Source organism: Ruegeria sp. BE10 (genome assembly GCF_056538905.1).
Genome location: NZ_JBQFTX010000003.1, coordinates 142,218 through 164,880, shown reverse-complemented (window position 1 = coordinate 164,880; position 22,663 = coordinate 142,218). Strand labels below are relative to the sequence as shown.

The 22,663-nt window shown below is 57.7% G+C and carries 25 protein-coding genes; 11 read left to right on the top strand and 14 right to left on the bottom strand.

Annotated elements, in window-relative coordinates; genetic code table 11:
* Positions 1 to 148 precede the first annotated feature (148 nt).
* Entirely contained in the window at positions 149 to 589 is a 441-nt protein-coding gene (locus ACR0M2_RS08925) for a cupin domain-containing protein (protein ID WP_480704693.1), read from the bottom strand.
* Between the two features lie 207 nt (positions 590 to 796).
* Between ACR0M2_RS08925 and recO the strand changes: the two genes are divergently transcribed.
* Positions 797 to 1,522, top strand: coding sequence for a DNA repair protein RecO (gene recO / locus ACR0M2_RS08920; RefSeq protein WP_170398698.1), 726 nt, complete (start codon positions 797 to 799; stop codon positions 1,520 to 1,522).
* On the opposite strand, the gene ACR0M2_RS08915 is transcribed toward recO, so the two are convergent.
* From ACR0M2_RS08915 to ACR0M2_RS08905, 3 genes are all read right to left on the bottom strand, one after another.
* Positions 1,506 to 1,898, bottom strand: coding sequence for an META domain-containing protein (locus tag ACR0M2_RS08915; protein ID WP_425081475.1), 393 nt, complete (start codon positions 1,896 to 1,898; stop codon positions 1,506 to 1,508). The genes recO and ACR0M2_RS08915 overlap by 17 nt on opposite strands.
* A 41-nt stretch (positions 1,899 to 1,939) precedes the next feature.
* The gene (locus tag ACR0M2_RS08910; protein ID WP_480704692.1) at positions 1,940 to 2,494 is read right to left on the bottom strand and encodes a hypothetical protein; all 555 of its coding nucleotides are present in this window, start codon (positions 2,492 to 2,494) and stop codon (positions 1,940 to 1,942) included.
* Between the two features lie 159 nt (positions 2,495 to 2,653).
* The gene (locus tag ACR0M2_RS08905; protein WP_480704690.1) at positions 2,654 to 4,345 is read right to left on the bottom strand and encodes an acyl-CoA dehydrogenase family protein; all 1,692 of its coding nucleotides are present in this window, start codon (positions 4,343 to 4,345) and stop codon (positions 2,654 to 2,656) included.
* Between the two features lie 145 nt (positions 4,346 to 4,490).
* On the opposite strand from ACR0M2_RS08905, the gene ACR0M2_RS08900 reads away from it, so the two are divergent.
* A complete protein-coding gene (locus ACR0M2_RS08900) occupies positions 4,491 to 5,255 on the top strand; it encodes a sulfite exporter TauE/SafE family protein (protein WP_170377528.1) in 765 nt (254 codons plus the stop codon).
* On the opposite strand, the gene ACR0M2_RS08895 is transcribed toward ACR0M2_RS08900, so the two are convergent.
* The 3 genes from ACR0M2_RS08895 to ACR0M2_RS08885 all read right to left on the bottom strand — a co-directional run bounded on the left by ACR0M2_RS08895 (position 5,252) and on the right by ACR0M2_RS08885 (position 8,077).
* Positions 5,252 to 5,716: a hypothetical protein gene (locus ACR0M2_RS08895; protein ID WP_480704688.1), complete on the bottom strand. Its 465-nt coding sequence runs from the start codon at positions 5,714 to 5,716 to the stop codon at positions 5,252 to 5,254. The two genes, ACR0M2_RS08900 and ACR0M2_RS08895, sit on opposite strands and share 4 nt — an antisense overlap.
* 111 nt (positions 5,717 to 5,827) lie before the next feature.
* Positions 5,828 to 6,118, bottom strand: coding sequence for a hypothetical protein (locus tag ACR0M2_RS08890; protein WP_170350384.1), 291 nt, complete (start codon positions 6,116 to 6,118; stop codon positions 5,828 to 5,830).
* 360 nt (positions 6,119 to 6,478) lie between these two features.
* On the bottom strand, positions 6,479 to 8,077 hold the full coding sequence (locus ACR0M2_RS08885; RefSeq protein ID WP_170350385.1) for a phosphoenolpyruvate carboxykinase: 1,599 nt from the start codon (positions 8,075 to 8,077) through the stop codon (positions 6,479 to 6,481).
* 345 nt (positions 8,078 to 8,422) lie between these two features.
* On the opposite strand from ACR0M2_RS08885, the gene ACR0M2_RS08880 reads away from it, so the two are divergent.
* From ACR0M2_RS08880 to ACR0M2_RS08850, 7 genes are read left to right on the top strand one after another with little or no spacing between them, the layout of a single operon-like run.
* Positions 8,423 to 9,127 (top strand): response regulator transcription factor, encoded by a 705-nt coding sequence (locus ACR0M2_RS08880; protein ID WP_170350387.1) that lies wholly within the window; start codon positions 8,423 to 8,425, stop codon positions 9,125 to 9,127.
* 32 nt (positions 9,128 to 9,159) lie between these two features.
* Entirely contained in the window at positions 9,160 to 10,878 is a 1,719-nt protein-coding gene (locus ACR0M2_RS08875; protein WP_170377531.1) for an ATP-binding protein, read from the top strand.
* Between the two features lie 4 nt (positions 10,879 to 10,882).
* Positions 10,883 to 11,353 (top strand): HPr kinase/phosphorylase, encoded by a 471-nt coding sequence (locus ACR0M2_RS08870; protein ID WP_480704686.1) that lies wholly within the window; start codon positions 10,883 to 10,885, stop codon positions 11,351 to 11,353.
* Positions 11,338 to 12,231: an RNase adapter RapZ gene (rapZ, locus tag ACR0M2_RS08865; RefSeq protein WP_480704685.1), complete on the top strand. Its 894-nt coding sequence runs from the start codon at positions 11,338 to 11,340 to the stop codon at positions 12,229 to 12,231. The genes ACR0M2_RS08870 and rapZ overlap by 16 nt, the downstream gene beginning before the upstream one ends.
* Positions 12,228 to 12,635: a PTS sugar transporter subunit IIA gene (locus tag ACR0M2_RS08860; RefSeq protein WP_170350392.1), complete on the top strand. Its 408-nt coding sequence runs from the start codon at positions 12,228 to 12,230 to the stop codon at positions 12,633 to 12,635. Before rapZ ends, ACR0M2_RS08860 begins: the two co-directional genes overlap by 4 nt.
* Positions 12,636 to 12,637: 2 nt before the next feature.
* A complete protein-coding gene (locus ACR0M2_RS08855) occupies positions 12,638 to 12,907 on the top strand; it encodes an HPr family phosphocarrier protein (protein ID WP_170328297.1) in 270 nt (89 codons plus the stop codon).
* A 39-nt stretch (positions 12,908 to 12,946) separates the two neighbouring features.
* A complete protein-coding gene (locus ACR0M2_RS08850; protein WP_425081470.1) occupies positions 12,947 to 13,846 on the top strand; it encodes a lysophospholipid acyltransferase family protein in 900 nt (299 codons plus the stop codon).
* A gap of 57 nt (positions 13,847 to 13,903) precedes the next feature.
* On the opposite strand, the gene ACR0M2_RS08845 is transcribed toward ACR0M2_RS08850, so the two are convergent.
* Entirely contained in the window at positions 13,904 to 14,779 is an 876-nt protein-coding gene (locus ACR0M2_RS08845) for a 3-hydroxybutyryl-CoA dehydrogenase (protein WP_170350396.1), read from the bottom strand.
* 163 nt (positions 14,780 to 14,942) lie between these two features.
* On the opposite strand from ACR0M2_RS08845, the gene ACR0M2_RS08840 reads away from it, so the two are divergent.
* Positions 14,943 to 15,764: a DUF6473 family protein gene (locus ACR0M2_RS08840; protein ID WP_480704683.1), complete on the top strand. Its 822-nt coding sequence runs from the start codon at positions 14,943 to 14,945 to the stop codon at positions 15,762 to 15,764.
* 60 nt (positions 15,765 to 15,824) lie between these two features.
* On the opposite strand, the gene ACR0M2_RS08835 is transcribed toward ACR0M2_RS08840, so the two are convergent.
* The 6 genes from ACR0M2_RS08835 to ACR0M2_RS08810 all read right to left on the bottom strand — a co-directional run bounded on the left by ACR0M2_RS08835 (position 15,825) and on the right by ACR0M2_RS08810 (position 20,038).
* The gene (locus ACR0M2_RS08835) at positions 15,825 to 16,754 is read right to left on the bottom strand and encodes an electron transfer flavoprotein subunit alpha/FixB family protein (RefSeq protein ID WP_226688925.1); all 930 of its coding nucleotides are present in this window, start codon (positions 16,752 to 16,754) and stop codon (positions 15,825 to 15,827) included.
* Positions 16,754 to 17,512, bottom strand: a complete 759-nt coding sequence (locus ACR0M2_RS08830; RefSeq protein ID WP_170360063.1) for an electron transfer flavoprotein subunit beta/FixA family protein — start codon at positions 17,510 to 17,512, stop codon at positions 16,754 to 16,756. The genes ACR0M2_RS08835 and ACR0M2_RS08830 overlap by 1 nt, the downstream gene beginning before the upstream one ends.
* A 163-nt stretch (positions 17,513 to 17,675) precedes the next feature.
* Positions 17,676 to 18,248: a cob(I)yrinic acid a,c-diamide adenosyltransferase gene (locus ACR0M2_RS08825; RefSeq protein WP_480704681.1), complete on the bottom strand. Its 573-nt coding sequence runs from the start codon at positions 18,246 to 18,248 to the stop codon at positions 17,676 to 17,678.
* Positions 18,249 to 18,452: a twin transmembrane helix small protein gene (locus ACR0M2_RS08820; RefSeq protein WP_170350405.1), complete on the bottom strand. Its 204-nt coding sequence runs from the start codon at positions 18,450 to 18,452 to the stop codon at positions 18,249 to 18,251.
* A gap of 80 nt (positions 18,453 to 18,532) precedes the next feature.
* Positions 18,533 to 19,360, bottom strand: a complete 828-nt coding sequence (locus tag ACR0M2_RS08815; protein WP_170398727.1) for an SDR family NAD(P)-dependent oxidoreductase — start codon at positions 19,358 to 19,360, stop codon at positions 18,533 to 18,535.
* 69 nt (positions 19,361 to 19,429) lie between these two features.
* Positions 19,430 to 20,038, bottom strand: a complete 609-nt coding sequence (locus ACR0M2_RS08810; RefSeq protein ID WP_480704678.1) for an SH3 domain-containing protein — start codon at positions 20,036 to 20,038, stop codon at positions 19,430 to 19,432.
* 203 nt (positions 20,039 to 20,241) lie between these two features.
* Here ACR0M2_RS08810 and ACR0M2_RS08805 point away from each other — a divergent pair, with 203 nt between their 5' ends.
* Positions 20,242 to 22,590: a DNA topoisomerase IV subunit A gene (locus ACR0M2_RS08805; RefSeq protein ID WP_170398730.1), complete on the top strand. Its 2,349-nt coding sequence runs from the start codon at positions 20,242 to 20,244 to the stop codon at positions 22,588 to 22,590.
* Positions 22,591 to 22,663 lie beyond the last annotated feature (73 nt).

Here is a 22,663-nt window from a genome sequence, read left to right as displayed (position 1 = left end):
GCGACTATCCTCCGAAAACCTGGAGCCATGGGGGACCGGGATTGGCCTAGTGCGATCACTGCATACTTCTGAATCTAATTGTTGCGTCAAAATCGGAGGTATTGATACCGCACAGACAATTGTCGATTGACGCGCAAAGAAACCATTCTTATCCAGCCAGTTCCACCCCGGTTTTGCGCAATACCTCGGCAATTTTGGCACCGTCTTGAACCGGGCCTGGTGCTTCACGATCAAGGTCCGTGAACATCTCGATGGCGCGCGAACCCCTGCCGCTTATCTCAAGCAGATGTGCGCCCCCGGGGCCAAACTTGAAACTGTGTACTGTCCCGGCCGGGAAATGAACCAGCGTACCGGCGGGGGCGCTTCTGGTTTCCTCGTCCATGACAAATTCGACCTCGCCTTTCACCACAAAAAAGGTCTCATCCCAAGGGTGCGTGTGGGGCGGTGGGCCATTGCCTTCGTGACCGTAATTGAGCGTGACTGCATAATCCCCGATCTGTTCAAGACGTGCTAGCACAGTGATTTTGTCGCCAAGAACGTTCAGGGGTTCAGGGTAGTCGGAAGGTGAGGTGAAAAAAGGTGTTCTCATGGTGTACTCCTGTCTGTTCTCGGGGCGTATCCCGTTCAAATCAATCAATGAACCTGCCCCAGCAGCGCGCCGGTGCCGTTGATCATAGCATTTGTCGGAAGGTCTGGGGACTTTTACAGAATTGCAGCGGAACCGGCATATATCTTGCGCATGATCGGTTGTTGCGGTCTTGTGGCCGGGAAGTTCTATACCCATCAGGAGCCCACTTTGGATTGGCGTGATCACGGCATCCTTCTGACCTCGCGCCGCCACGGCGAAACGGCGGCGATCATCGAGGTTTTTACCGAAGGCCACGGTCGCCATGCTGGGGTTGTGCGCGGGGGCGCCAGCCGCAAGACCGCGCCGATCCTGCAACCGGGGGCGCAGTTGGACGTTCTGTGGCGCGCGCGACTTGAGGAACATATCGGAACGTTTCAGGTTGAACCCCTGCGATCCCGCGCGGCGGCGGCGTTTTCGGGGCGCTTGGCGCTGGCCGGGTTAAACGCTGTTGTCTCCTTGTTGTCCTTTTGTCTGCCGGAACGAGAGCCGCACCCTGCCGTCTACAATCAGACGGAACAGCTGATGGATTTGCTGGGCCAGGATGAAATTTGGCCGCTGGCTTATCTACGGTGGGAACTGGCCATGTTGGAAGAGCTTGGGTTCGGGCTTGATTTGTCCGTTTGCGCCGTGACGGGCACACGTGAGGGGCTTGTTTATGTCTCGCCCAAATCCGGCCGGGCGGTCAGCGGCGAAGCGGCAGGGGAATGGGCGGATAAGCTGTTACCTCTGCCGCCTTGCCTGCGCGGAGAAGGCGCTGCGCCGGACGCAGAGATCGCAGCGGGTTTGCAAACGACCGGGTATTTTCTGGAACACCGTGTGGCCCCGTCGCTGGGACACCACCCATTGCCAGAGGCGCGGGCACGATTTGTGGATCAGTTTACTCGACGGCTGTAAACACCATCTCGTGCCCGTCTTCATTTCGCAGGATCAATACATCACCTGAGACCTCGGACTGGGTCATGGCCATAAGGGCTGCGAAGTAGAACCCTTCAGCCTCAAGCCCGGCACAGGCGGCGCGGGTCGCAGTGAGGTCTGCAATCTCAAACCACGGATATGGCGCATTCAGAGTACCGCTGTAGCTGTTGCAAGGGGCATTTCCTGCTATCTTGCCTTGCTCGGGAAAGCGCAACAGGGCGCTGGTCTCAAAGGGTTGTCCGTCGATTTCCTGCAACGCCCATGTTTGATCAGCCGCGCCGTAGGCAGCGACGGTTTCGTCTTTGTCGCATTGGAAAAGGGCCAACAGGGGTAGGGTCAGGATCAGGCGGGTCATGGGATGGTCTTAGCGCAACCTTTGAGCGGACGGAACCGACGTCAGTAGGGGATTTCGCCGCTAATCAATTCTTCCCGGACCTCCAGACGAGGGCGCCAGTTATACTTGGTATCTTCCCGGACCGGCGCCCAAGTCAGCGCGCCGCTGGCCCGCCAAGGGTCAAGGATAATCCCGTCATACATCGAATCCCCCTTGGCACTGATCAGGGCCGAGTGGTGGATGATCCGAAACGCCGTCGGCGGGGAAGTCGCCCAGTGCAGGTCCAGCGTGCGGAAATTCTCTTGCTTCAGGCGTGTGGTCATGGCCTGAGCCCAATCATTGCACAGCCCAAACTCGCGAAAGCCGTTGATGACCTTGGCGTTGTGGATGATGGCTGTGTCTGTGACGTTCCATTCCTGCTTCAATTGCTGGGAATAAGAGTAGGCAATCGTGGCGGCTTTGTTTGCCTCGGCCGGATCGACCTCGGGGCCAAGGGCCTGGATGGCCATCGCGAGATCGTCAATATCGCTTTGGCCGACGGTCGGTTGCTTGGTGGCGCATCCGCCAAGGGCGATTGCGGCTAGAACCGCACACAATGCGAAAAGTCGTCTGGTCATTCTTCGTGCCATTCTTTCTTGAGCGCAGGATGCTCTAACCAGGTTCGTACCTGAGATCAAAGGGGAAGTTCGCTATCAGCGGATCACAACCTGCCCCGAACAGAAAAAGACCCGGCGCCAGGGCCGGGTCAGTTGGGGAAACGGGAATACCGAAAACGGTCAGCTCAGCAGTCGTCGTGCGATAACCTGAGCCTGAATTTCGGCAGCCCCTTCGAAAATATTCAGAATACGTGCGTCGCACAGAACGCGGCTGATCTTGTATTCCAGCGCAAAGCCGTTGCCGCCATGGATTTGCAGACCGTTGTCCGCAGCCGCCCAGGCCACGCGAGCGCCCAGCAGTTTGGCCATACCTGCCTCAAGATCGCAGCGCTGGCCGTGATCCTTTTCCCAGGCCGAGAAATAGGTCAGCTGCCGCGCGATCATGATCTCAACCGCCATCATCGCCAGCTTGCCCGAGACACGGGGGAAGTTGATCAGCGATTTGCCGAATTGCTTGCGGTCCTGCGCGTATTGCATGGCGATATCCAGCGCACTTTGTGCCACGCCGATGGCGCGGGCTGCGGTCTGGATACGGGCCGACTCGAAGGTTTCCATCAACTGTTTGAAGCCTTTGCCCTCTTCGCCACCCAGAAGGTTTTCACCTTTCACATGGAAACCGTCAAAACCCAGCTCATATTCTTTCATGCCGCGATAGCCCAGCACTTCGATCTCGCCACCGGTCATGCCGGGGGTGGGGAAGGGGTTCTCGTCCGTGCCGGGTGTTTTTTCAGCCAGGAACATGGACAGGCCACGGTGATCGGTAGTGTCCGGATTGGTCCGCGCCAGCAGGGTCATCACATGGGATCGGGCTGCGTGAGTAATCCAGGTCTTGTTGCCGGTGATCTGGTAATCGCCGTTCTCATCCTTGACGGCGCGTGTACGCAGGCTGCCAAGGTCGGATCCGGTGTTCGGTTCGGTGAACACAGCGGTGGGCAGGATCTCGGCGCTGGCCAGTTTCGGCAACCAGTTGGCCTTTTGCTCGTCGGTGCCGCCTGCGATGATCAGTTCGGCCGCGATCTCGGACCGGGTGCCCAGCGAGCCGACGCCGATGTAACCGCGCGACAGTTCCTCGGACACCACGCACATCGAGGCTTTGGACAGGCCGAAGCCGCCGAATTCCTCGGGGATGGTCAGGCCGAAGACGCCCATTTCGGCCAGTTCTTCGATGATTTCGATCGGGATCAGCTCGTCCTTGAGGTGCCAGTCATGGGCGTTCGGTTCGACCTTTTCCTGTGCATAGCGGCGGAATTGGTCGCGGATCATTTCCAGTTCTTCATCCAGACCCGAGGCGCCGAACATGGTGGAACCGGCCTGATCACCCATAAGACCAACCAGTTGTGTGCGGGCGGCCTGTGTGTTGGCCTGAGCCATCAGCGTCTGGACTTCAGTGCATTGGAAACCGGACAGGGCGTCCCAACCAAGGCCCATATCTTGCAGACGCACGACCTCACCCTGGTTCATCGGGATGCCACCTGCGACCTGATGCAGGTACTCACCAAAGGCGATCTGATGCAACAGCTGTTCCATTTCGCCAAATTTGCCATCTGCATCCAGGGCTTCGGCCCAGCGTTGCATCTGTTGTAGTGATTGGTTGTACGTCGCCAACCACGAAAGGCCGTGGGCGGCGGTTTGATTGGCTTCAATCAACGCGCCAGAGACCCGGCCGTCAGCGGTGACTATCCCGCGGACCGACTCGCGGGCGCGTTCAAAAACTGCTTCAACGGCAGGCAGGGCCGCGCGGGTCAGCGTCAGAAGGTCGGGCAAAATCGCGGATGTCGTCATCTGGGTCATATCCTGTCCGTCATGGGCCATGAATCACGTCCTTCTTTAGAGTCGTCTGGTCATACCATGCTGCACGTGCAGCGCAACAAAAATACGAATTAAGCAGTGAAAAAGTTCGAAAATTGCTTGGTCGATTTTGCGATGCAGCGCGCGCCAAGAGTGTTATCACGGGCGCATGACATTGTTTTCCTTACTCAGTCCGCATGACTTGATGCTGGCCGCCGCCCTTGCTTTTGTTGCGGGGTGGGTAAAGGGCATGGTTGGATTTGCCATGCCGATGGTTCTGGTGTCGGGGCTGAGTATGTTCTTGCCGCCCGATCTGGCGATCGCCGGGTTGATCTTACCAACGCTGGTAACCAACGTTTTTCAGGCCCTGCGCGAGGGGGTGCCCGCCGCCGTGTCCGCGATCAAGCAGTTCCGTACCTTCTTGATGGTAGGTTTTGTGTTCCTGCTGTTGGGGGCCCAGGTTGTCAGCGCCGTGCCCGCGTCCACGTTTCTGTTGATGATTGGTCTTCCGGTTACGGTTTTCGCGCTGTTTCAAGTGCTGGGAATGCAGTTGACCCTGAGCAAACCATCGGCACGTGTCGAGGTGGGCATAGGCGCGATTGCCGGGTTTATCGGAGGGATGTCTGGAATCTGGGGGCCGCCAACCGTCGCCTATCTGACTGCACTGAACACACCGAAGGCAGTGCAGATGCGCGTGCAAGGCGTGATATACGGACTGGGATCAGTGGCATTGTTGCTGGCGCATATAGCGTCGGGCATTTTGCGAGTCGAGACGGCACCGTTCTCGGTTGCTTTGGTCCTGCCGGCACTGTTTGGTATGTGGGCGGGCTTGCAGTTGCAATCACGAATCGATCAGGCGTTGTTTCGAAAGGTAACGTTGCTGGTTTTGCTGGTCGCAGGGGTGAATCTGCTTCGTCGTGCGCTAATCGGTTAGTGGCGCTTGTCCGCAAGCCGAAATGCAAAATATAGCCCCAGCATAAGGAAAAACAGGCCTGAGATATCACCGATCAGAAAGGCGACATATTCGACGCGCGCGCTGCCAAAAGCCAGATTGGTCAACCCCGAGACAAGGAAAGAGGTGACGATCCCAACCCCCATGACGCATAACCAACAAGGTTTGCGATCAGCGTGGGGATACAGATCCCAACCTGCCCACTTAAATAGATAGAACACCGCAGGAACGGTGGTGACGGCAATGAACATCGCCATCAGTCGGCTTGGCAGAAACACGTCGCTTCCGCCGAGAACGGCAAAAACCAGGAAAACGCCGGGCAACAAGGCGAATATCGCCCGCCATCCTAACAGCCACGCCGATAGAACCCGCACCCCGTGCGGAAGAAACAAAAGACTGGCCCGACTGGGGTATTCCGGAAAAAACACGTTCTGAAGCGGCATCAGGACCTCAAAAGTGAGGTACGATGCGGCGACATAAGCCGATGAGGCAAAGAGCGTGTCAGTAGCCCACCTGCGCACGTTGATCAGCCACCTGTACGCAGGAAGAAGGCATTACTTGGGTGCATGAACGATATACCGGCCCCGGTTGGCGGTACCGCTTTGCGACAGATACCCTTTCTGTACCAATGATTTCAGCGCACGAAAGAATGTCGGGCGCGAAACGCTTTGAACCAGCGTGTGTTCAATCAAGCCGAATGTGCGCACTTCGTCATCGGATTTGGACAGCTCTTCGGCGGCGTAATAAATGTCACGCTCAACCGGAGACAGCTGTTCCAGGCCCAGCGTCCGTTCCATGCTCTGCATCAGTTTACGCAGTTCGGTCAGTTTTGAGATTTCTGTCATATTCTACCTGTCGCTCTTCGTGTCGATGCCGCTGCTCGGCGACAAAATGCGATATACCGATTTCTTAAACAATATCAGTAAGTCTCATATTGACACTCATCCCCTTTAGCTTACACTAGTCACGTTTTCAGGTTGCTCATCGTGCTGATGTGAGAGTTCGCCCGAGCCACCCAAAGGTCTTTTTACTTTCCGCCCGGTGCGTAAGCGCCGGGCTTATTCATTTCAATAGCGTCGAAATTACCTCAGGCAGGCATGCCGGGCAACGCATTTGTACGTGAAGTCTGCATTATGCAACTTTAGAGAGAGTATTTTCGCGATACCCTCTAAGGAAAAAGGGGGCGTCAGCGCCCCCTTGTCCAATTACCCGATTGCAACGGCTTTGATGTCGTCGTCGATGAACGGCAGGTACTGCTCAAAGTTCTCGGCGAACATCTTCACCAGTTTCTCGGCCTGTTTGTCGAATGCCGCCTGATCGTCCCAAGTGCGGCGCGGGTCCAGCAGAACCTCGGCTACGCCGGGTACGGTCACCGGCACGTCAAAGCCGAAATTTGCGTCCTTGCGGAATTCGGCATCACGCAGCGAACCGTCCAGTGCCGCAGTCAGCAGCGCACGGGTGGCTCTGATCGGCATCCGCGAGCCAACGCCGTAGGCACCGCCGGTCCAGCCGGTATTCACCAGCCAGCAGGTCGCGCCGTGCTGAGCGATCTTTTCACGCAGCAGGTTGCCGTAAACTTCCGGACGGCGCGGCATGAACGGCGCGCCGAAACAAGTCGAGAAGGTCGGCTGGGGTTCGGTGACGCCACGCTCGGTTCCGGCCACTTTGGATGTGAAGCCCGACAGGAAGTGGTACATCGCCTGTGCCGGGGTCAGTCGCGCGATCGGAGGCAGAACGCCGAACGCATCGCAGGTCAGCATGATGATGTTCTTAGGGTGACCACCCAGTGCGCTGCTGGACGCGTTCGAGATATACTCGAGCGGATAAGCGCAGCGCATGTTTGCGGTCAGCGAGTCGTCGTCGAAATCCAGTTCCTTGGTTTCGGGGTCGAAAACCATGTTTTCGATGACCGTGCCGAATTTGCTGGTTGTCGCATAGATTTCCGGCTCGGCCTCGGCATTCAGATTGATGGTCTTGGCATAGCAGCCGCCTTCAAAGTTGAAGGTGCCGCGATCCGACCAGCCATGCTCGTCGTCACCGATCAACGTACGCGACGGGTCGGCCGACAGGGTAGTCTTACCCGTGCCGGACAGGCCAAAGAAAACAGCGGTGTCGACTGGATTGCCAACCGCGTGGTTGGCCGAGCAATGCATCGGCATCACACCTTTTTCCGGCAGCATGTAGTTCAACAGGGTGAATACGGACTTTTTGTTTTCACCTGCGTATTCCGTGCCGCCGATCAGGATCAGCTTGCGATCGAAGTTCAGTGCAATCACCGTCTCAGACTGGCAGCCGTGCTTTTTCGGGTCGGCCTGGAAACTGGGGCAGTTGATGATGGTGAAATCCGCGATGAATTCATCCAAATCCTCGCGATCCGGACGGCGCAACAGGTGGCGGATGAACAGGTTGTGCCAGGCCAGCTCGGTGACCATCCGAACGTTGATCGAATAGGCTGGGTCTGCTCCGCCAACGAGGTCCTGCACGAAGTAATCCCGGCCCTTCATGTGAGCCAGCATATCATCATAAAGCGCGTCAAAGCCTTTTGGGCTCATCTCGGCGTTGTTTTCCCACCAGATAGAGTCAAGGACGCTTTCAGTTTTGACAACATGTTTGTCCTTGGGTGAGCGACCAGTAAACTTGCCGGTAGTGACCAGAAATGCCCCGCCGTTGCCAAGTGTACCCTCGCCACGCTTCAACGCCTCTTCAATCAGCGCCGGTTCCATGAAGTTGTAATAGACATTGCCCAATCCCTCGATGCCCTGATCTTCGAGGCGGAATTGCGGGTTAACCCGTCCAGATGTCATGTGTGTCTTCTCCTGTGGCGGCGCATTGGCGATTGGCCTGGATGCGCTCTTGGGGCATTTGCCGGAAAAACCCGGCGGTCAAGCGCCTCTTATCACGGTCGTTTAGGGCATGAACAGGACGGTTTGGCGCAGTTAGCGCCACCAAGCTCAAGTTTAGCGCCACCAAGAATTTCCTGATGGAAATCTGGGCAGTATTTTGCGGGCTGCAAGGCATTTTTGCCGCATAGCTGCCGCAAGAATGGCATGATTCGCAGTTACGGATTGATTCGGCGCGTCAAAACCGCCAACAATGACTTACAAAAAAGCGTATTATTGCGTAGGTGAGCAGGAATAGGGGTGAACCCGATGTCAAAGATTGCACTGGTGGACGACGACAGAAACATTCTGACGTCCGTGTCCATGACGCTCGAAGCTGAAGGATTCGAAGTCGAAACCTATAATGATGGGCAGGCGGCTCTGGATGCTTTCAACAAGAAACTGCCCGATATGGCCGTGCTGGATATAAAGATGCCGCGTATGGACGGTATGGATCTGTTGCAACGGCTGCGACAGAAAACCCAGATGCCGGTGATCTTTCTGACCTCGAAAGATGATGAGATCGATGAGGTTTTGGGTCTGCGCATGGGCGCGGACGACTATGTAAAAAAGCCCTTTTCCCAACGTTTGCTGGTCGAACGCATCCGCGCATTGCTGCGTCGACAAGAGGCGACGGCGGGTGATGCGACCAACGCCAATACCGGTGAAACCAAGGTGATGGAACGTGGCGAACTGCGGATGGACCCGTTGCGCCATGCGGTCAGTTGGAAGGGTGCGGATGTCTCGTTGACGGTGACCGAGTTCTTGCTGCTTCAGGCATTGGCGCAGCGACCGGGCTTTGTCAAAAGCCGTGATCAGCTGATGGATGTTGCATATGATGACCAAGTCTATGTCGACGACCGGACCATCGATAGCCACATCAAGCGCCTGCGCAAGAAGATGCGCACCGCAGACCCTGAGTTTTCGGCCATCGAAACGCTGTATGGTATCGGATACAGGTACAACGAAGAATAAGTGTGGCCACTGAGAAGGGGTAACCGGGTCTCGTGCGCGATACGGAACAAGCAAACGAGTTGCGCGACGGTGACGTCGTTCTGGGGGATGATTGGGTCATCCCGCAAGATCCGGATTCGGCTGAACTCCGGGCCTCGCGCCGACGTCGCAACATGTTCTCGCTGCGCGGGTCGCCCCTTGCGCGTCGGATTATTACCTTCAATCTGATTGCCCTTGTGATCCTGGTCACCGGGTTGCTGTATCTCGACGATTCCCGCGAAGAGCAGGTCCAGCAGACTGCGCGCAACCTGATCGGGGACGCGCAGCTAGTCAGCAATGTGTTCGAAGCCCAGCTGCGTCAAAACCAATCCGGAACCGCACAGGATGCGGCGGCGTTGGACGTTAAGGATACGCTGGCGGGGCTTAGCCTGCCTGACGGCGGCGAGGTCTTTGTCTATGACATGGATGGAACGCTGATCGGCTGGACGCGCGGGGTTTCGACCTCAACGCAGACCTATGCATTGCTGAAAACCGAAGCCGAAGTGCAGACCGGAAGTACCCTGATCAGTGACGCACTGAACGCTGTGTGGACCGGGCTGTCCCGGGTGTTCACCCGTTCCGACCCCGACGAAGCACCAACGCTGGCGCAGCGCGTGCAGGAAATCATTCCATTGTCGATTCAGGGGCAGAAGCAGATTGAGGCGGTAAAGGATGACGCTGGTCAGACGGTCATCGTTGCCGCGGCTCCGATCCTGCAAAGCGGCGAGCCGGTGGGCGCCGTCGCAATGGCTGGTCCTGCTGGACAGATTGACGCGCTGGCCCGGCGCGCGCAGGAACGCATTTTGCAGATGTTTGTTGTGGCATTGCTGGTGTCCATCGGTCTCAGCCTTGTTTTGGCCTCGACCATCGCCAACCCGTTGGCCGATCTGGCCGCTGCGGCCGAGATGGGCAAAGATCGCGGTGCAGGGGTAAATCCCGGCCGTATCCGCATCCCGGACCTCAGTGCGCGGCCGGATGAAATCGGACGCCTCAGCCGCGCCCTGCGTGGGATGGTAACAGCGCTGTATAATCGTATCGATGCGAATGAACAGTTTGCCGCCGATGTGGCGCATGAGATCAAGAACCCGTTGGCCAGCCTGCAATCCGCGGTGGGAACCCTGCGCGTGGTCAAACGCGACGACCAACGCGACAAGTTGTTGGGCGTGATCGAACATGATGTGCGGCGGCTGGATCGTCTGGTCAGCGATATTTCGAACGCATCGCGTCTGGATGCCGAACTGGTCAAAGAAGAGGAACAACCCTTTGATCTGCTGAAATTGCTGGGCAATATCGGTCAATATCTGGGCGAAGAGGCCCGTACCAAAGGCATCGACTATATCACTGACCTGCCGTCTCAGCCGATTATCGTGAACGGGCTCGAAGCGCGGCTGGCGCAGGTATTCGTCAACCTGATCACCAATGCGATTTCTTTCTGCGAAGACAGCGATGCCATTCGGGTCTGGGTGCGGCGTCGCGAAAACCGGGTATTGATCGTGGTCGAGGATACCGGCCCGGGCATCCCGGAACAGGCGCTGACCAAAATCTTCAAACGGTTCTATTCACAGCGTCCCGACGAGCATTTCGGCAATAACTCGGGCCTTGGACTGGCGATCTCGAAACAGATTGTCGAGGCCCATGGCGGCGTGATTTGGGCCGAGAACATCCGCCCAACCGAGGCAGATATTACATCAGACCCACAAGGCGCGCGCTTTGTCGTGGGGCTGCCTGTATAAGCGCATGAGCGGCAAGACCCTCTTGGACATCCAACATCAAGACAAGGCCATCCTCCATGCGACATGTGTTGCCGTCGAGGGGCAAGGCGCATTGATTCTGGGGCAGTCGGGTTCGGGCAAATCGGTGCTGGCCTTGCAGATGATGGCGCATGGCGCAACTTTGGTGTCTGACGACCGAGTTACCCTGTCGATGGTGGGCGATACGGCTATGGCTGATACTGCTCCAAACCTACGTGGATTGATTGAGGCACGGGGCATTGGTTTGCTTCGGGCGCACACGGCGGGGACAACGCCGATCCGATATGTGGTGGATCTTGATCAAAACGAACCCGCCCGCTTGCCCGATCCCGATAAGACCCTAGTTCTAAAGCAATCCGTTCCCTTGCTACGGGCGGCAGGCGTCCCCAATTTGGCGGCAGCACTCATGCAACTTTTGAAAATGGGACGCGTGGACCCGGAATGGCCCAGCACATGACTTCGCAACGGCGCATCGTTCTGGTAACCGGCCCCTCGGGCGCCGGGCGCTCGACGGCGATTCGCGTTCTTGAAGATCTGGGTTTTGAAGCCATCGATAACCTGCCGATGGGTCTTTTGATGCGCCTGCTGGACGGTCCGCAAAGCGATCGTCCTATGGCGCTGGGCATCGACGCACGCAACCGCGATTTCTCGACCATCGGGTTTATTGAGCTGGCGGTCCGGCTGCGGCGGATGGAGCAGGTAGACTTGACTACCCTCTATCTGGATTGCAGCGACGAGGTATTGCTGCGGCGTTTCTCGGAAACCCGGCGTAGGCACCCTGTGGCCACAGATGCCAGCCCGGAAACCGGTGTGCGGCAGGAAAAAGAACTGTTGGCTCCGATCCGCGAAATCGCCGACACATTGATCGACTCCAGCCCGCTGAACGTCCACCAATTACGCGAAGAGGTCGAACGCTGGTTCGCTCCCAAAGGCGGACGGCATCTGGCTGTTTCGATTGAATCTTTCTCGTACAAGCGCGGTTTGCCGCGCGGGTTGGATATGGTGTTTGACTGTCGGTTTCTGGACAATCCGTACTGGCGCCCTGACTTGCGGGCGAAAGATGGTCGAAACCCCGATGTCGCGCGCTATGTACAAACGGACACGAACTACGCACCTTTTTTCGACCGGGTGGTGGATCTGCTAAAACTCTTGTTGCCGACCTTCCGTGCCGAAGGCAAAGCACACCTGTCCGTGGCCTTTGGGTGTACCGGAGGGCAACACAGATCGGTGGCCATGGCCGAAGCGGTTGCAAAGGCCCTTGCAGAGGAGGGGCAGCAAGTGGCAATTAGGCACCGCGAAATAGAACGTCGATCGTTGAATGTGAGGCCGGATTGATCGGGATCGTACTCGTAGCACATGGTGGGTTGGCCAAAGAGTATCTGGCCGCCATGCAACATGTGGTCGGAAAGCAGCCCGGCCTAGTCGCGATTTCGATCGAGGCTGACCACGACCGTGCCGCAAAACAGGCTGAAATCTGTGCGGCTGCTGACAGCGTCGATGTCGGGGATGGGGTTGTTGTTGTAACTGATCTGTTCGGGGGCAGCCCGTCGAACCTGAGCTTGCGGGCCTGCGCGCCACAGGATCGCCGTATCCTTTACGGTGCAAATCTGCCTATGTTGATCAAACTGGCCAAAACCCGCCACCTGCCCATAGCAGATTCAGTACGGCAGGCGATGGAGGCTGGACGCAAATATATCAATGCGCAAAACATTACATTAGAAGAAGACCGGACAGATTAAGAATGACCAATCGAAGCCTGAAAATCATTAATGAAAAAGGTTTGCATGCCCGCGCCTCGGCCAAGTTGGTTGAGGTGGTCGAGGGCTTTGACGCACAGGCCGAAGTATCCAAAGACGGATTTTCTGCATCCGGCGATAGTATAATGGGCCTTTTGATGTTGGCAGCCTCGCGCGGAACGACTATTGACGTCGAGACGTCCGGACCGGATGCTGAGGCGTTGGCTGATGCCTTGGAAACCCTGGTGAACGACAAGTTCGGGGAAGGTTTCTGATTTCATCCGCCGCGCAACGAAGAACGGGAAGACCTGGAATTGGCGGAAACAACGCACGAGACGAAGACCGGCCCAGTGGTGGATGGGACCACAGATCAGGGTGAGATCTACGATCGTAGAACCCTGACCTATGCGAATTCGTTCGATGATGTCTGGACGTCGACGGCCATTCGCGCCATCGAATGGTGTACTGGCAAGCTGACCATTCTGCGTATGGTCAACAAATTCGAAAAGAAGAACGAATATTATCGCGGCCAACGGTTCTGGGGTGGTGCGCTCAAGACGATGGGCATCGACCTGACCACCCCTCAGGAACAAATCGCCCGTATACCTAAAGAAGGTCCCGTTGTTGTGGTGGCGAACCACCCCCACGGTATGGTTGACGGGATGATCTTGGCTGAACTCATTGGCCAGGTGCGCAGCGATTACCGCATCCTTACCCGTTCTGTTCTAACGGGGCTGGACGAAGCCGCGACGTCGTTCATGATCCCGGTGCCATTTCCCCATGACCCCGAAGCGCAAACCAAGATGCTGGAAATGCGCAGCAAGTCGATGGACCACCTGAAAGAAGGTGGTGTTGTTGCCTTGTTCCCGTCAGGCGTGGTGATGTCCTCGGACGACTGGTTCGGCCCGGCGCAAGAGCGGGAGTGGAACGTGTTCACCGCCAAGATGATCCGCCGGTCCGGTGCCAAAGTGGTTCCGATCTTCTTTCCGGGCAGAAACTCTCGCGCCTATCAGATTGCCAACAAGCTGTCCCCGATCCTGCGACAAGGCCTTCTGCTGCATGAGATCGTGCGGTCGTGCAACAAACCGCAGTCTCCGGTTATCGGCGATCCGATCTCGGACGAGGACATGCAATTGTTGGAACGCGACCCGCGTGGCTTCATGGCTTGGCTTAGAAAACGCACGATGTCGCTGGCCGAAACGCAACAAAACTGATCCGTTTCTTCACCTGGCCAAAAATACCTTGGAGGTGAGGGGGCTGCCCCCTCTGCCTTAACGGGTCGGAATCGGGACCTCGCCCCGATAGTCATAAAACCCACGTTCGGTTTTTCGGCCCAGCCATCCGGCTTCGACATATTTGGTCAGCAACGGGCAGGGGCGGTATTTTGTGTCGGCTAATCCTTCGTGCAGCACATTCATGATAGCCAAACAGGTGTCCAAACCAATGAAATCGGCCAATTCCAACGGCCCCATCGGGTGATTGGCGCCCAATTTCATGGATTGGTCGATGGATTGCACATTGCCCACGCCTTCGTACAAGGTATAGACCGCCTCGTTGATCATCGGCATCAGAATGCGGTTCACGATGAAGGCGGGGAAATCCTCGGCGCTGGCGGCGGTTTTACCCAGACGATCCACCACGGATTTGCAAGTGTTGAAGGTTTCTTCGTCCGTAGCGATCCCGCGGATCAATTCGACCAGCTGCATCACGGGCACCGGGTTCATAAAGTGAAACCCCATAAACCGTTCAGGCCGGTCCGTACGACTGGCCAGGCGGGTGATCGAAATTGACGACGTGTTCGACGTCAGAATCGTGTGCGGCTGCAGGTGCGGCTGCAAATCCTCGAAGATCGCCTGCTTTATTGATTCTCGCTCGGTGGCGGCCTCGATCACCAGGTCCGTTTGCCCCAGTTCCGGCAATGCCAGTGTCGTCTTTACGCGTTTAAGGGCGGCTTGCATCGCCTCATCGGTAATTTTCCCGCGCGAGGCTTGACGCGCCATGTTGCCTTCGATTGCGGCGACGGCAGCTTCCAGTGCATCCTGGTTCACGTCATTCAGCAGAACGTCATATTCCGCAAGGGCCAGGACGTGGGCGATACCATTGCCCATCTGGCCTGCGCCAATCACTCCGACTGATTTTACGTCCATGTTCTGATGCCTCTGTGTCTCGGGATTGAAGGGACAGTACCGGCAGATCGGTAGGGGCGGCAAGGGGATCGGACCCATCGAATTTGTCTAAATTGCGCGCATTAGGAATTTCTCAAGACATGCGGCGGCAAGATGGCAACCGGGTGAAAAATGGGTGAGTGTTATGAGCTATCATCAAACAGGCTCGGCAGGTGCCGGGCATGCCGTATGCCAATACGGTCAATCACGTCTTTGGTTTCGGGGACCAGAGAGGTCTTTGGACACGGCCTATATGGCCTGTGTCGGCGGGGAAGAGACCTATGGGCGATTTGTTGACCGTCCTTATGCAGCGATTCTAGAGGACAGGCTGGACCGGCGCTGCCTGAATTTGGGCAGCCTGTTTTGCGGGGTCGAGGCGCTGTGCGGCGATGCAGGTCTGTTCACGCTGTTGAATGGGGCCGAACTGTGTGTGTTACAGGCGCCCGGGGTTCTGAGCCAGTCAAACCACTATTACCGTGTCCATCCCCGGCGCAACGACCGGGTTTTGGTACCAACTCAGGAGCTGATCGACCTCTACCCCGAGGTTGACTTTACCGATGTCCATTTTGTGGGCCACCTGATGCGGCGTTTGCAAGACTGTCAGGATGCCCGCTTTGAGGTTGTGGCAGAAGAGCTGCGTCGTAACTGGGTTCGGCAAATCAGCGACCTGCTGCAAAGGTTGAAGGTACCGGTCCTGCTGTTGGCGCTGAAGGTGCTGCCGCAAAAAAATGATGAACAACAGGAAGAGAGGGCGCCAATCACAGTCACTCCTGAAATGCTAAAGGCCGTGCGGCCTTTCTGCGCCGATTGTGTCGAAGGCACGGCTTATGTGTCCGGGCAATCTGATGAGCTTGAGGATATGTTGTTCGGTACATTGCAACAGCCGATGGCCGAGCACATGATTGGCCCGGCGGCACATCGGTCAATCGCGGAGGCATTGGTCGGATCCATTCGGAACCTGCAATGAAAAAGGCCCGCCACGTGGCGGGCCTTGCTAGATTTTTCGGCGAAAAATCTTTTTCTGCTATCAGCCAAGCTTTTCGGTCAGTTCCGGCACGGCCTGGAACAGGTCGGCAACCAGTCCGAAGTCTGCGACCTGGAAGATCGGTGCTTCTTCGTCCTTGTTGATCGCGACGATGACCTTGCTGTCCTTCATACCGGCCAGGTGCTGGATCGCACCCGAGATACCGACGGCGACATACAGGTCCGGGGCAACAACCTTACCGGTCTGCCCAATCTGCCAGTCGTTCGGCGCATAGCCCGAATCGACCGCCGCGCGCGAGGCACCAACCGCCGCGCCCAGCTTGTCGGCCAGACCTTCGATCAGTTTGAAATCGTCTTCCGAGCCGACACCACGTCCGCCCGAGACAACGACCCCAGCCGAAGTCAGTTCCGGCCGGTCGCTTTCGGCGACCTTGTCCTCGACCCAGGACGATAGGCCTTCGGAGCCCGGAACCGAAACGGTCTCGACCGCGGCCGATCCGCCTTCGCCCGCCGCGTCAAAGCTGGCGGTCCGCAAGGTGACGACCTTTTTGGCGTCGTTCGATTTCACGGTCTGGATGGCGTTGCCCGCATAGATCGGGCGCTCGAAGGTCGAGCCGTCGACCACGCCCGACGCGTCCGAGATCACCATCACGTCCAGCAGCGCGGCAACGCGCGGCATCACGTTCTTGGCGTCGGTGGTGGCAGGGGCAACGATATGTTCATAGTCGCCTGCCAGGCTGACGATCAGCGCAGCGGTCGATTCCGCCAGGCGATGACCCAGCGAGTCGTCTTCGGCAACCAGAACCTTGGACACACCGTCGATCTTGGCAGCGGCTTCTCCAGCAGCAGCGGCGGAACCGCCAGCGGCCAGAACGGTAATGTCGCCCAGAGCCTTGGCGGCATTGACGGCCTTGGCGGTGGCGTCCAGCGCCAGCTCGCCATTGTTAACCTCGGCAAGAAGAAGAACAGCCATTACACAGCCCCCGCATCTTTGAGTTTCGTAACCAGCTCATCAACCGAGCCAACAATGATGCCCGCAGCACGCGCCGGCGGCTCTTCGGTCTTGACGATCTCAAGGCGCGGGGAAACGTCTACGCCGTAATCGGCAGCGGTCTTCTCCTCCAGCGGCTTCTTCTTCGCCTTCATGATGTTGGGCAGCGACGCATAGCGCGGCTCGTTCAGGCGCAGATCAACGGTCACGATGGTCGGCATCTTGACGCTGATGGTCTGCAGGCCGCCGTCCACCTCGCGGGTGATCTTGGCGGCGTCGCCTTCGATGTCCAGCTCGGATGCGAAGGTGCCTTGCGACCAGCCCAGCAGGGCCGACAGCATCTGGCCGGTGGCGTTCATGTCATTGTCGATCGCCTGCTTGCCCGCCAGAACGATGCCGGGCTGCTCTTCTTCGACCACTTTGGCCAGGATCTTGGCGACGGCCAGCGGCTCGATGTCTTGATGCACGTCATCGGCGGCCACAACAAGAATGGCGCGGTCGGCGCCCATGGCCAGCGCGGTCCGCAGGGTTTCTTGCGCCTGCTTGACGCCAATCGAAACGGCCACAACCTCTTCCGCCTTACCGGCTTCTTTCAGGCGGATCGCCTCTTCCACCGCAATCTCGTCGAACGGGTTCATCGACATTTTGACATTGGCGAGATCGACACCGCTACCGTCCGCTTTAACGCGAACCTTCACATTGTAGTCAATCACGCGTTTGACAGGCACGAGTACCTTCATTTTAGCGCTTGCTCCTCACAAAAAACGGTAAGCCGCGTTGCGACTCCACCAATGCTCTCGGACGACTGAATAACGTCTGAATTCACCCTGCAACAGAGCAAAATCGTCACGTCATGGGTTTGGGACGTCGCGTTTCGTGTTTTTTGACGTTAAGGTCCGCGACTTAGCGGTTCGCTCCCGGAACCCAAAGCACATCCTGCGTGCCGTTTTCATTGGCACAGCGTGCGGCGACGAAGAACCAGTCGCTGAGACGGTTGAGGTATTTCACCGCAACCGTGTTCACCGGTTCCATATTGGTCAGCTCTACCGCCAGCCGTTCGGCCCGGCGTGAAACAGTGCGGCACACGTGAAGATGTGCCGCCAGTCGCGAACCACCCGGCAGAATGAAGCTGCGCAGCGGCTCCAATGCTTCGTTCATGGCGTCGATTTCCGCTTCCAACCGGTCGATCTGGGCCGGCACGACGCGCAGCGGGGGATAGTCGGCCTCGGCATCCTTTTCCATGTCGGGACGGCAGAAATCAGCGCCCAAATCGAACAAATCGTTCTGGATACGGGACAGGGCGGCTTCGACATCGCCCTTGGCTTCGGTGCGGGCCACGCCAACAAATGCGTTCAACTCGTCAACAGTGCCATAGGCAGCAACACGGCCGGAATACTTTGCAACGCGCTCACCATTGCCCAGAGCGGTTTTGCCGTCATCGCCAGTGCGCGTGTAAATCTTGTTGAGAACGACCATCTATTGGGCTCCTTGTCCACGCAACCAGACGTAAAGCACGATCAGCACTACGGCAATGAACTGAAACAGGATACGCAGGCGCATCATCTTGTTGCTTTTCATCGCGGCCTCTTTGCCGCTTTTGCCAAAGTTTGAGATGCCAATCGCCAGCACGACGACAACAGCCGCCATGGCCAACAGCAAAACGACCATCATTAGGTCCATGGGTACACCGTCCGCGTTTTTTGTTTCCTTGGGCTATCATCTAGCCCCGTAGGTGTGAAAAGCGAACGGGTAATATTGCCTCAGACGTCCGACAGAATGCGATCAATCGTGCGGGTCGGCAGAACGCGGCGCAGGTATCCGGCGATATAAGTCGGCGTCGTCACATAGTATCGCGCGCGTGGCCGTTTTGATTCGACCGCATGGGCCAGCTTGTCGGTTACCGCCGACGCGGGTAGTTCGAACCGATCCGGCCCCGAGGATTCGTACAGTCTTTTCAACAACGAAGATTCGTACCGCTCTCGCAGGGGCGAGTTCTGCCAGTTGATGAATTTTTCAAAGAAGGGGATCGAGTTTTCGCGGATTTTCGAGGTGATCGGGCCGGGCTCGATCAGGATAACCTTGATGTCGGTATCTGCCAGTTCCAGGCGCAGCGTGTCCGTCAGACCTTCGACCGCGTACTTCGTGGCCACATAGGCGCCGCGCCAGGGATAGGCCACCAGGCCCAGCACGGACGAGTTCTGAACGATTCGCCCATGTCCTTGCGCCCTCATGGCTGGAATCACCTGCCGGGTCAGCTCGTGCCAGCCAAAAAAATTGGCCTCGAAAATTGCGCGCAAGCCGTCCGTCGGCAAATCCTCGACCGCACCGGGCAGGCCATGCGCGCCATTGTTGAACAACGCATCCAGCGTGCCACCCGTCGCCTCAAACACCGAAGCCAGCCCCGCGGTGATGCTGTTGGCGTCGGTGTAATCAATATGCGGGCTTTCAAACCCTTGTGCCCGCAGCCGGTCGCAATCTCGCTGCTGACGGCAGGAGGCAAACACCCGCCAACCTCGGGCGCGCATGCCGTGCGCCGCATCCAGTCCAATGCCCGAGGAGCAGCCGGTGATAAGAATGGTTTTTTGCATGGTCTTCCTGAATCTGAACCTGATCTATAGCTATGGCGAGGTTCAGGTCAGGACAATGACACGGCTGCGTCAGTTCGCGATTTTTCGCACCAGCGAGGCCGAAATCCATCCGACCTGTTGCTGAGGCAACACGCGCAGGCGCAACCAGCCGGTTCCGGATTCGCTTAGTACTTCGACCTTCTGACCGATGGTGGCCTTGCCGACAATCGGATAGATCGTACCCGGCCCGTCGCGCATGTTCACGCGGGTTCCCGAAATCTCGCGAATGTCTTTTTCGGGCTCGGGGATGGCGGGTGTTTCGGCCACATCTTCCTGCACGTCATCCGTGATCTGGCGCAGCCCGGCCACACCGTCCTCAAGCGAAGCAAGCGTGATGTTGGCGTCTTGGTCCGCGAAAACCGTAATGGTTGAGAAAGACCCCAGCGTGGCATCATCGGCCACAAATTCGACCACCTCTTCCACGGCAGGCTTGGGTTTCACACGTGCAGTTGGCGCACGAACTGCGACATTGGTCACAAGCTCTTCGGCCTGGGCAGGAGCAATGGTTTGCGCCGGGGCGGTTGCAATACGAGCGGGTTGCTCAGCACGCAGGCCACGCGGTTCGAAATCCGGCCCGCCGCTCATTACGTAAAAGCACCAACCAAGTGCAGCGAAAGTAAAAACAACAAGGCGCGTCATGGCGCATCCCCCAGGGTCAATCGTAAGATACAAGAAATAGGCAGCAGTCTAATCCAGTCAGCGTAGCATATTTCAGGGTCCAAGTCGAAAGACGGGGGAAATCGGGGGGTTGCCTCCCCCTGTTGCAAAAAGCGCCACTTGTCCCCAGTAAAATGCGTGCTGCTCGCTTTACCAGCGCGCGGTTGCGGCGTATCACATCATGTATGACCGATACGATCGACGACCCCAACATGGAGGCCCCCGACAACGGGGGCGAGATAGCCGAACCGCTACGCCGCGCGATTGGCGAACGCTATCTGACCTATGCTTTGTCTACCATCATGCACCGGGCGCTGCCTGATGCGCGCGACGGGCTGAAGCCGGTTCACCGGCGAATCCTGTATGCGATGCGCGAGTTGCGACTCAGTGCGACGGGTGGTTTCCGTAAGTCTGCGAAGATTTCCGGCGACGTGATGGGCAACTATCACCCGCACGGCGACGCCGCGATTTACGATGCGATGGCGCGTCTGGCGCAGGACTTCAACGTCCGTTACCCGCTGGTCGACGGGCAGGGGAACTTCGGCAATATCGATGGTGATAACCCGGCGGCCTCGCGATACACCGAGGCACGGATGACCATCGTCGCCGAGGCGCTGCTTGAGGGTCTGAACGAGGACGCCGTCGATTTCCGCGATAACTATGACGGCACGCTGACCGAACCGGTCGTGCTGCCCGCGCAGTTTCCGAACCTGCTGGCCAATGGCTCCAGCGGCATCGCGGTCGGTATGGCGACAAACATTCCGCCGCATAACATCGCCGAGCTGTGTGACGCCTGCCTGCATTTGATCAAAACACCAGACGCGCGTGACGACACCCTGCTGAACTATGTGCCCGGCCCCGATTTCCCGACCGGTGGCGTCATTGTCGAGCCGCCCGAGAATATCGCGCAGGCATATCGCACCGGGCGCGGGTCCTTCCGTCTGCGCTGTAAGTTCGAGGTTGAGGATCTGGGCCGTGGCCAGTGGCAGATCATTGTCACTGAGATTCCGTATCAGGTTCAGAAATCCAAGCTGATCGAAAAGATCGCCGAGCTTATCCAGACCAAGAAAATTCCAATTCTCGCTGATGTGCGCGACGAATCTGCTGATGACATCCGCCTGATACTTGAGCCGCGTTCCAAGAATGTGGACCCCGAGGTGCTGATGGGCATGCTCTATCGCAACTCGGACCTTGAGGTGCGGTTCAGCCTGAACATGAACGTGCTGATCGACGGGGTCACGCCCAAGGTCTGCTCGATGAAGGAAGTCCTGCGCGCCTTCCTCGATCATCGGCAAGAGGTGCTGCTGCGACGTTCGCGTCACCGTATGGCCAAGATCGACCACCGCCTTGAGGTGTTGGAAGGCTTTATCGTCGCCTTCCTGAACCTCGACCGTGTGATCGACATTATCCGCTACGACGACGACCCCAAAGCCGCGCTGATGCGCGAGGACTGGGGGATCGATCATGTCCGTGCCACAAGTGAGGCCGACTATGTCTCACCCAAACCGGGTGAGGGCGAGCTGTCCGAGGTTCAGGTCGACGCGATCCTCAACATGCGCCTGCGCAGCTTGCGCCGTCTGGAAGAGATGGAGTTGGTGCGCGAGCGCGACGAGCTGATGATGGAGCGCGCCAATCTTGAGGACTTGCTGGCCGATCCGGCCTTGCAATGGGCCAAGATCGCCGAGCAGTTGAGAGAGACCAGAAAGACCTTTGGCAAAGATTACGAAGGCGGCGCGCGCCGTACCCAGTTTGCCGAAGCCGGACAGGTTGAAGAGGTTCCCCTTGAGGCGATGATCGATAAGGAACCGATCACGGTCGTCTGCTCTCAGATGGGCTGGATTCGCGCCATGACCGGGCATATCGACCTGAAGCGAGAGTTGAAATTCAAGGATGGCGACGGCCCGCGTTTCATCTTCCACGCGGAAACGACGGATAGGCTGCTGGTGTTTGCCTCGAACGGGCGGTTTTACACGGTCAGCGCCGCCAACCTGCCCGGCGGGCGAGGCATGGGCGAGCCGCTGCGTCTGATGGTCGATCTACCGAACGAGGCGCAGATCATCGACATCCTGATCCATAAACCCGGGCGCAAGCTGCTTGTGGCCTCGGATGCGGGTAACGGGTTCATGGTGCCCGAGGATGAGGTGCTGGCCCAGACCCGCAACGGTAAACAGGTGCTGAACGTCAAAGGCGAAGAAACCGCAATGATCTGTAAGCCCATCGATGGCGATCACGTGGCGGTGGTGTCTCAGAACGGTAAGTTCCTGGTCTTCCCAACCGAAGAATTGCCCGAGATGACCCGCGGCAAAGGTGTGCGTTTGCAGAAATACAACATGGCGCGTGGACGGCAGGGAACACTTGAGCTGGATGGTGGCTTGTCCGACCTGACCACCTTCAATTGGGAAGAGGGTCTCAAGTGGTCGATGGGTGGGGATAAAACCCGGCACGAGGCGGATATGTCCCAATGGCTCGCCAAGCGCGCTAGTGTTGGGAAAAAGCCACCCTATGGTTTCCCGCGTGACTATAAATTCTCGTGAATATGCGCTGGACGCAGGTAGAATTTCGCTGATACGGCTTGGCACAGGCCGTATCGGTGCGCTAGACCAAAGA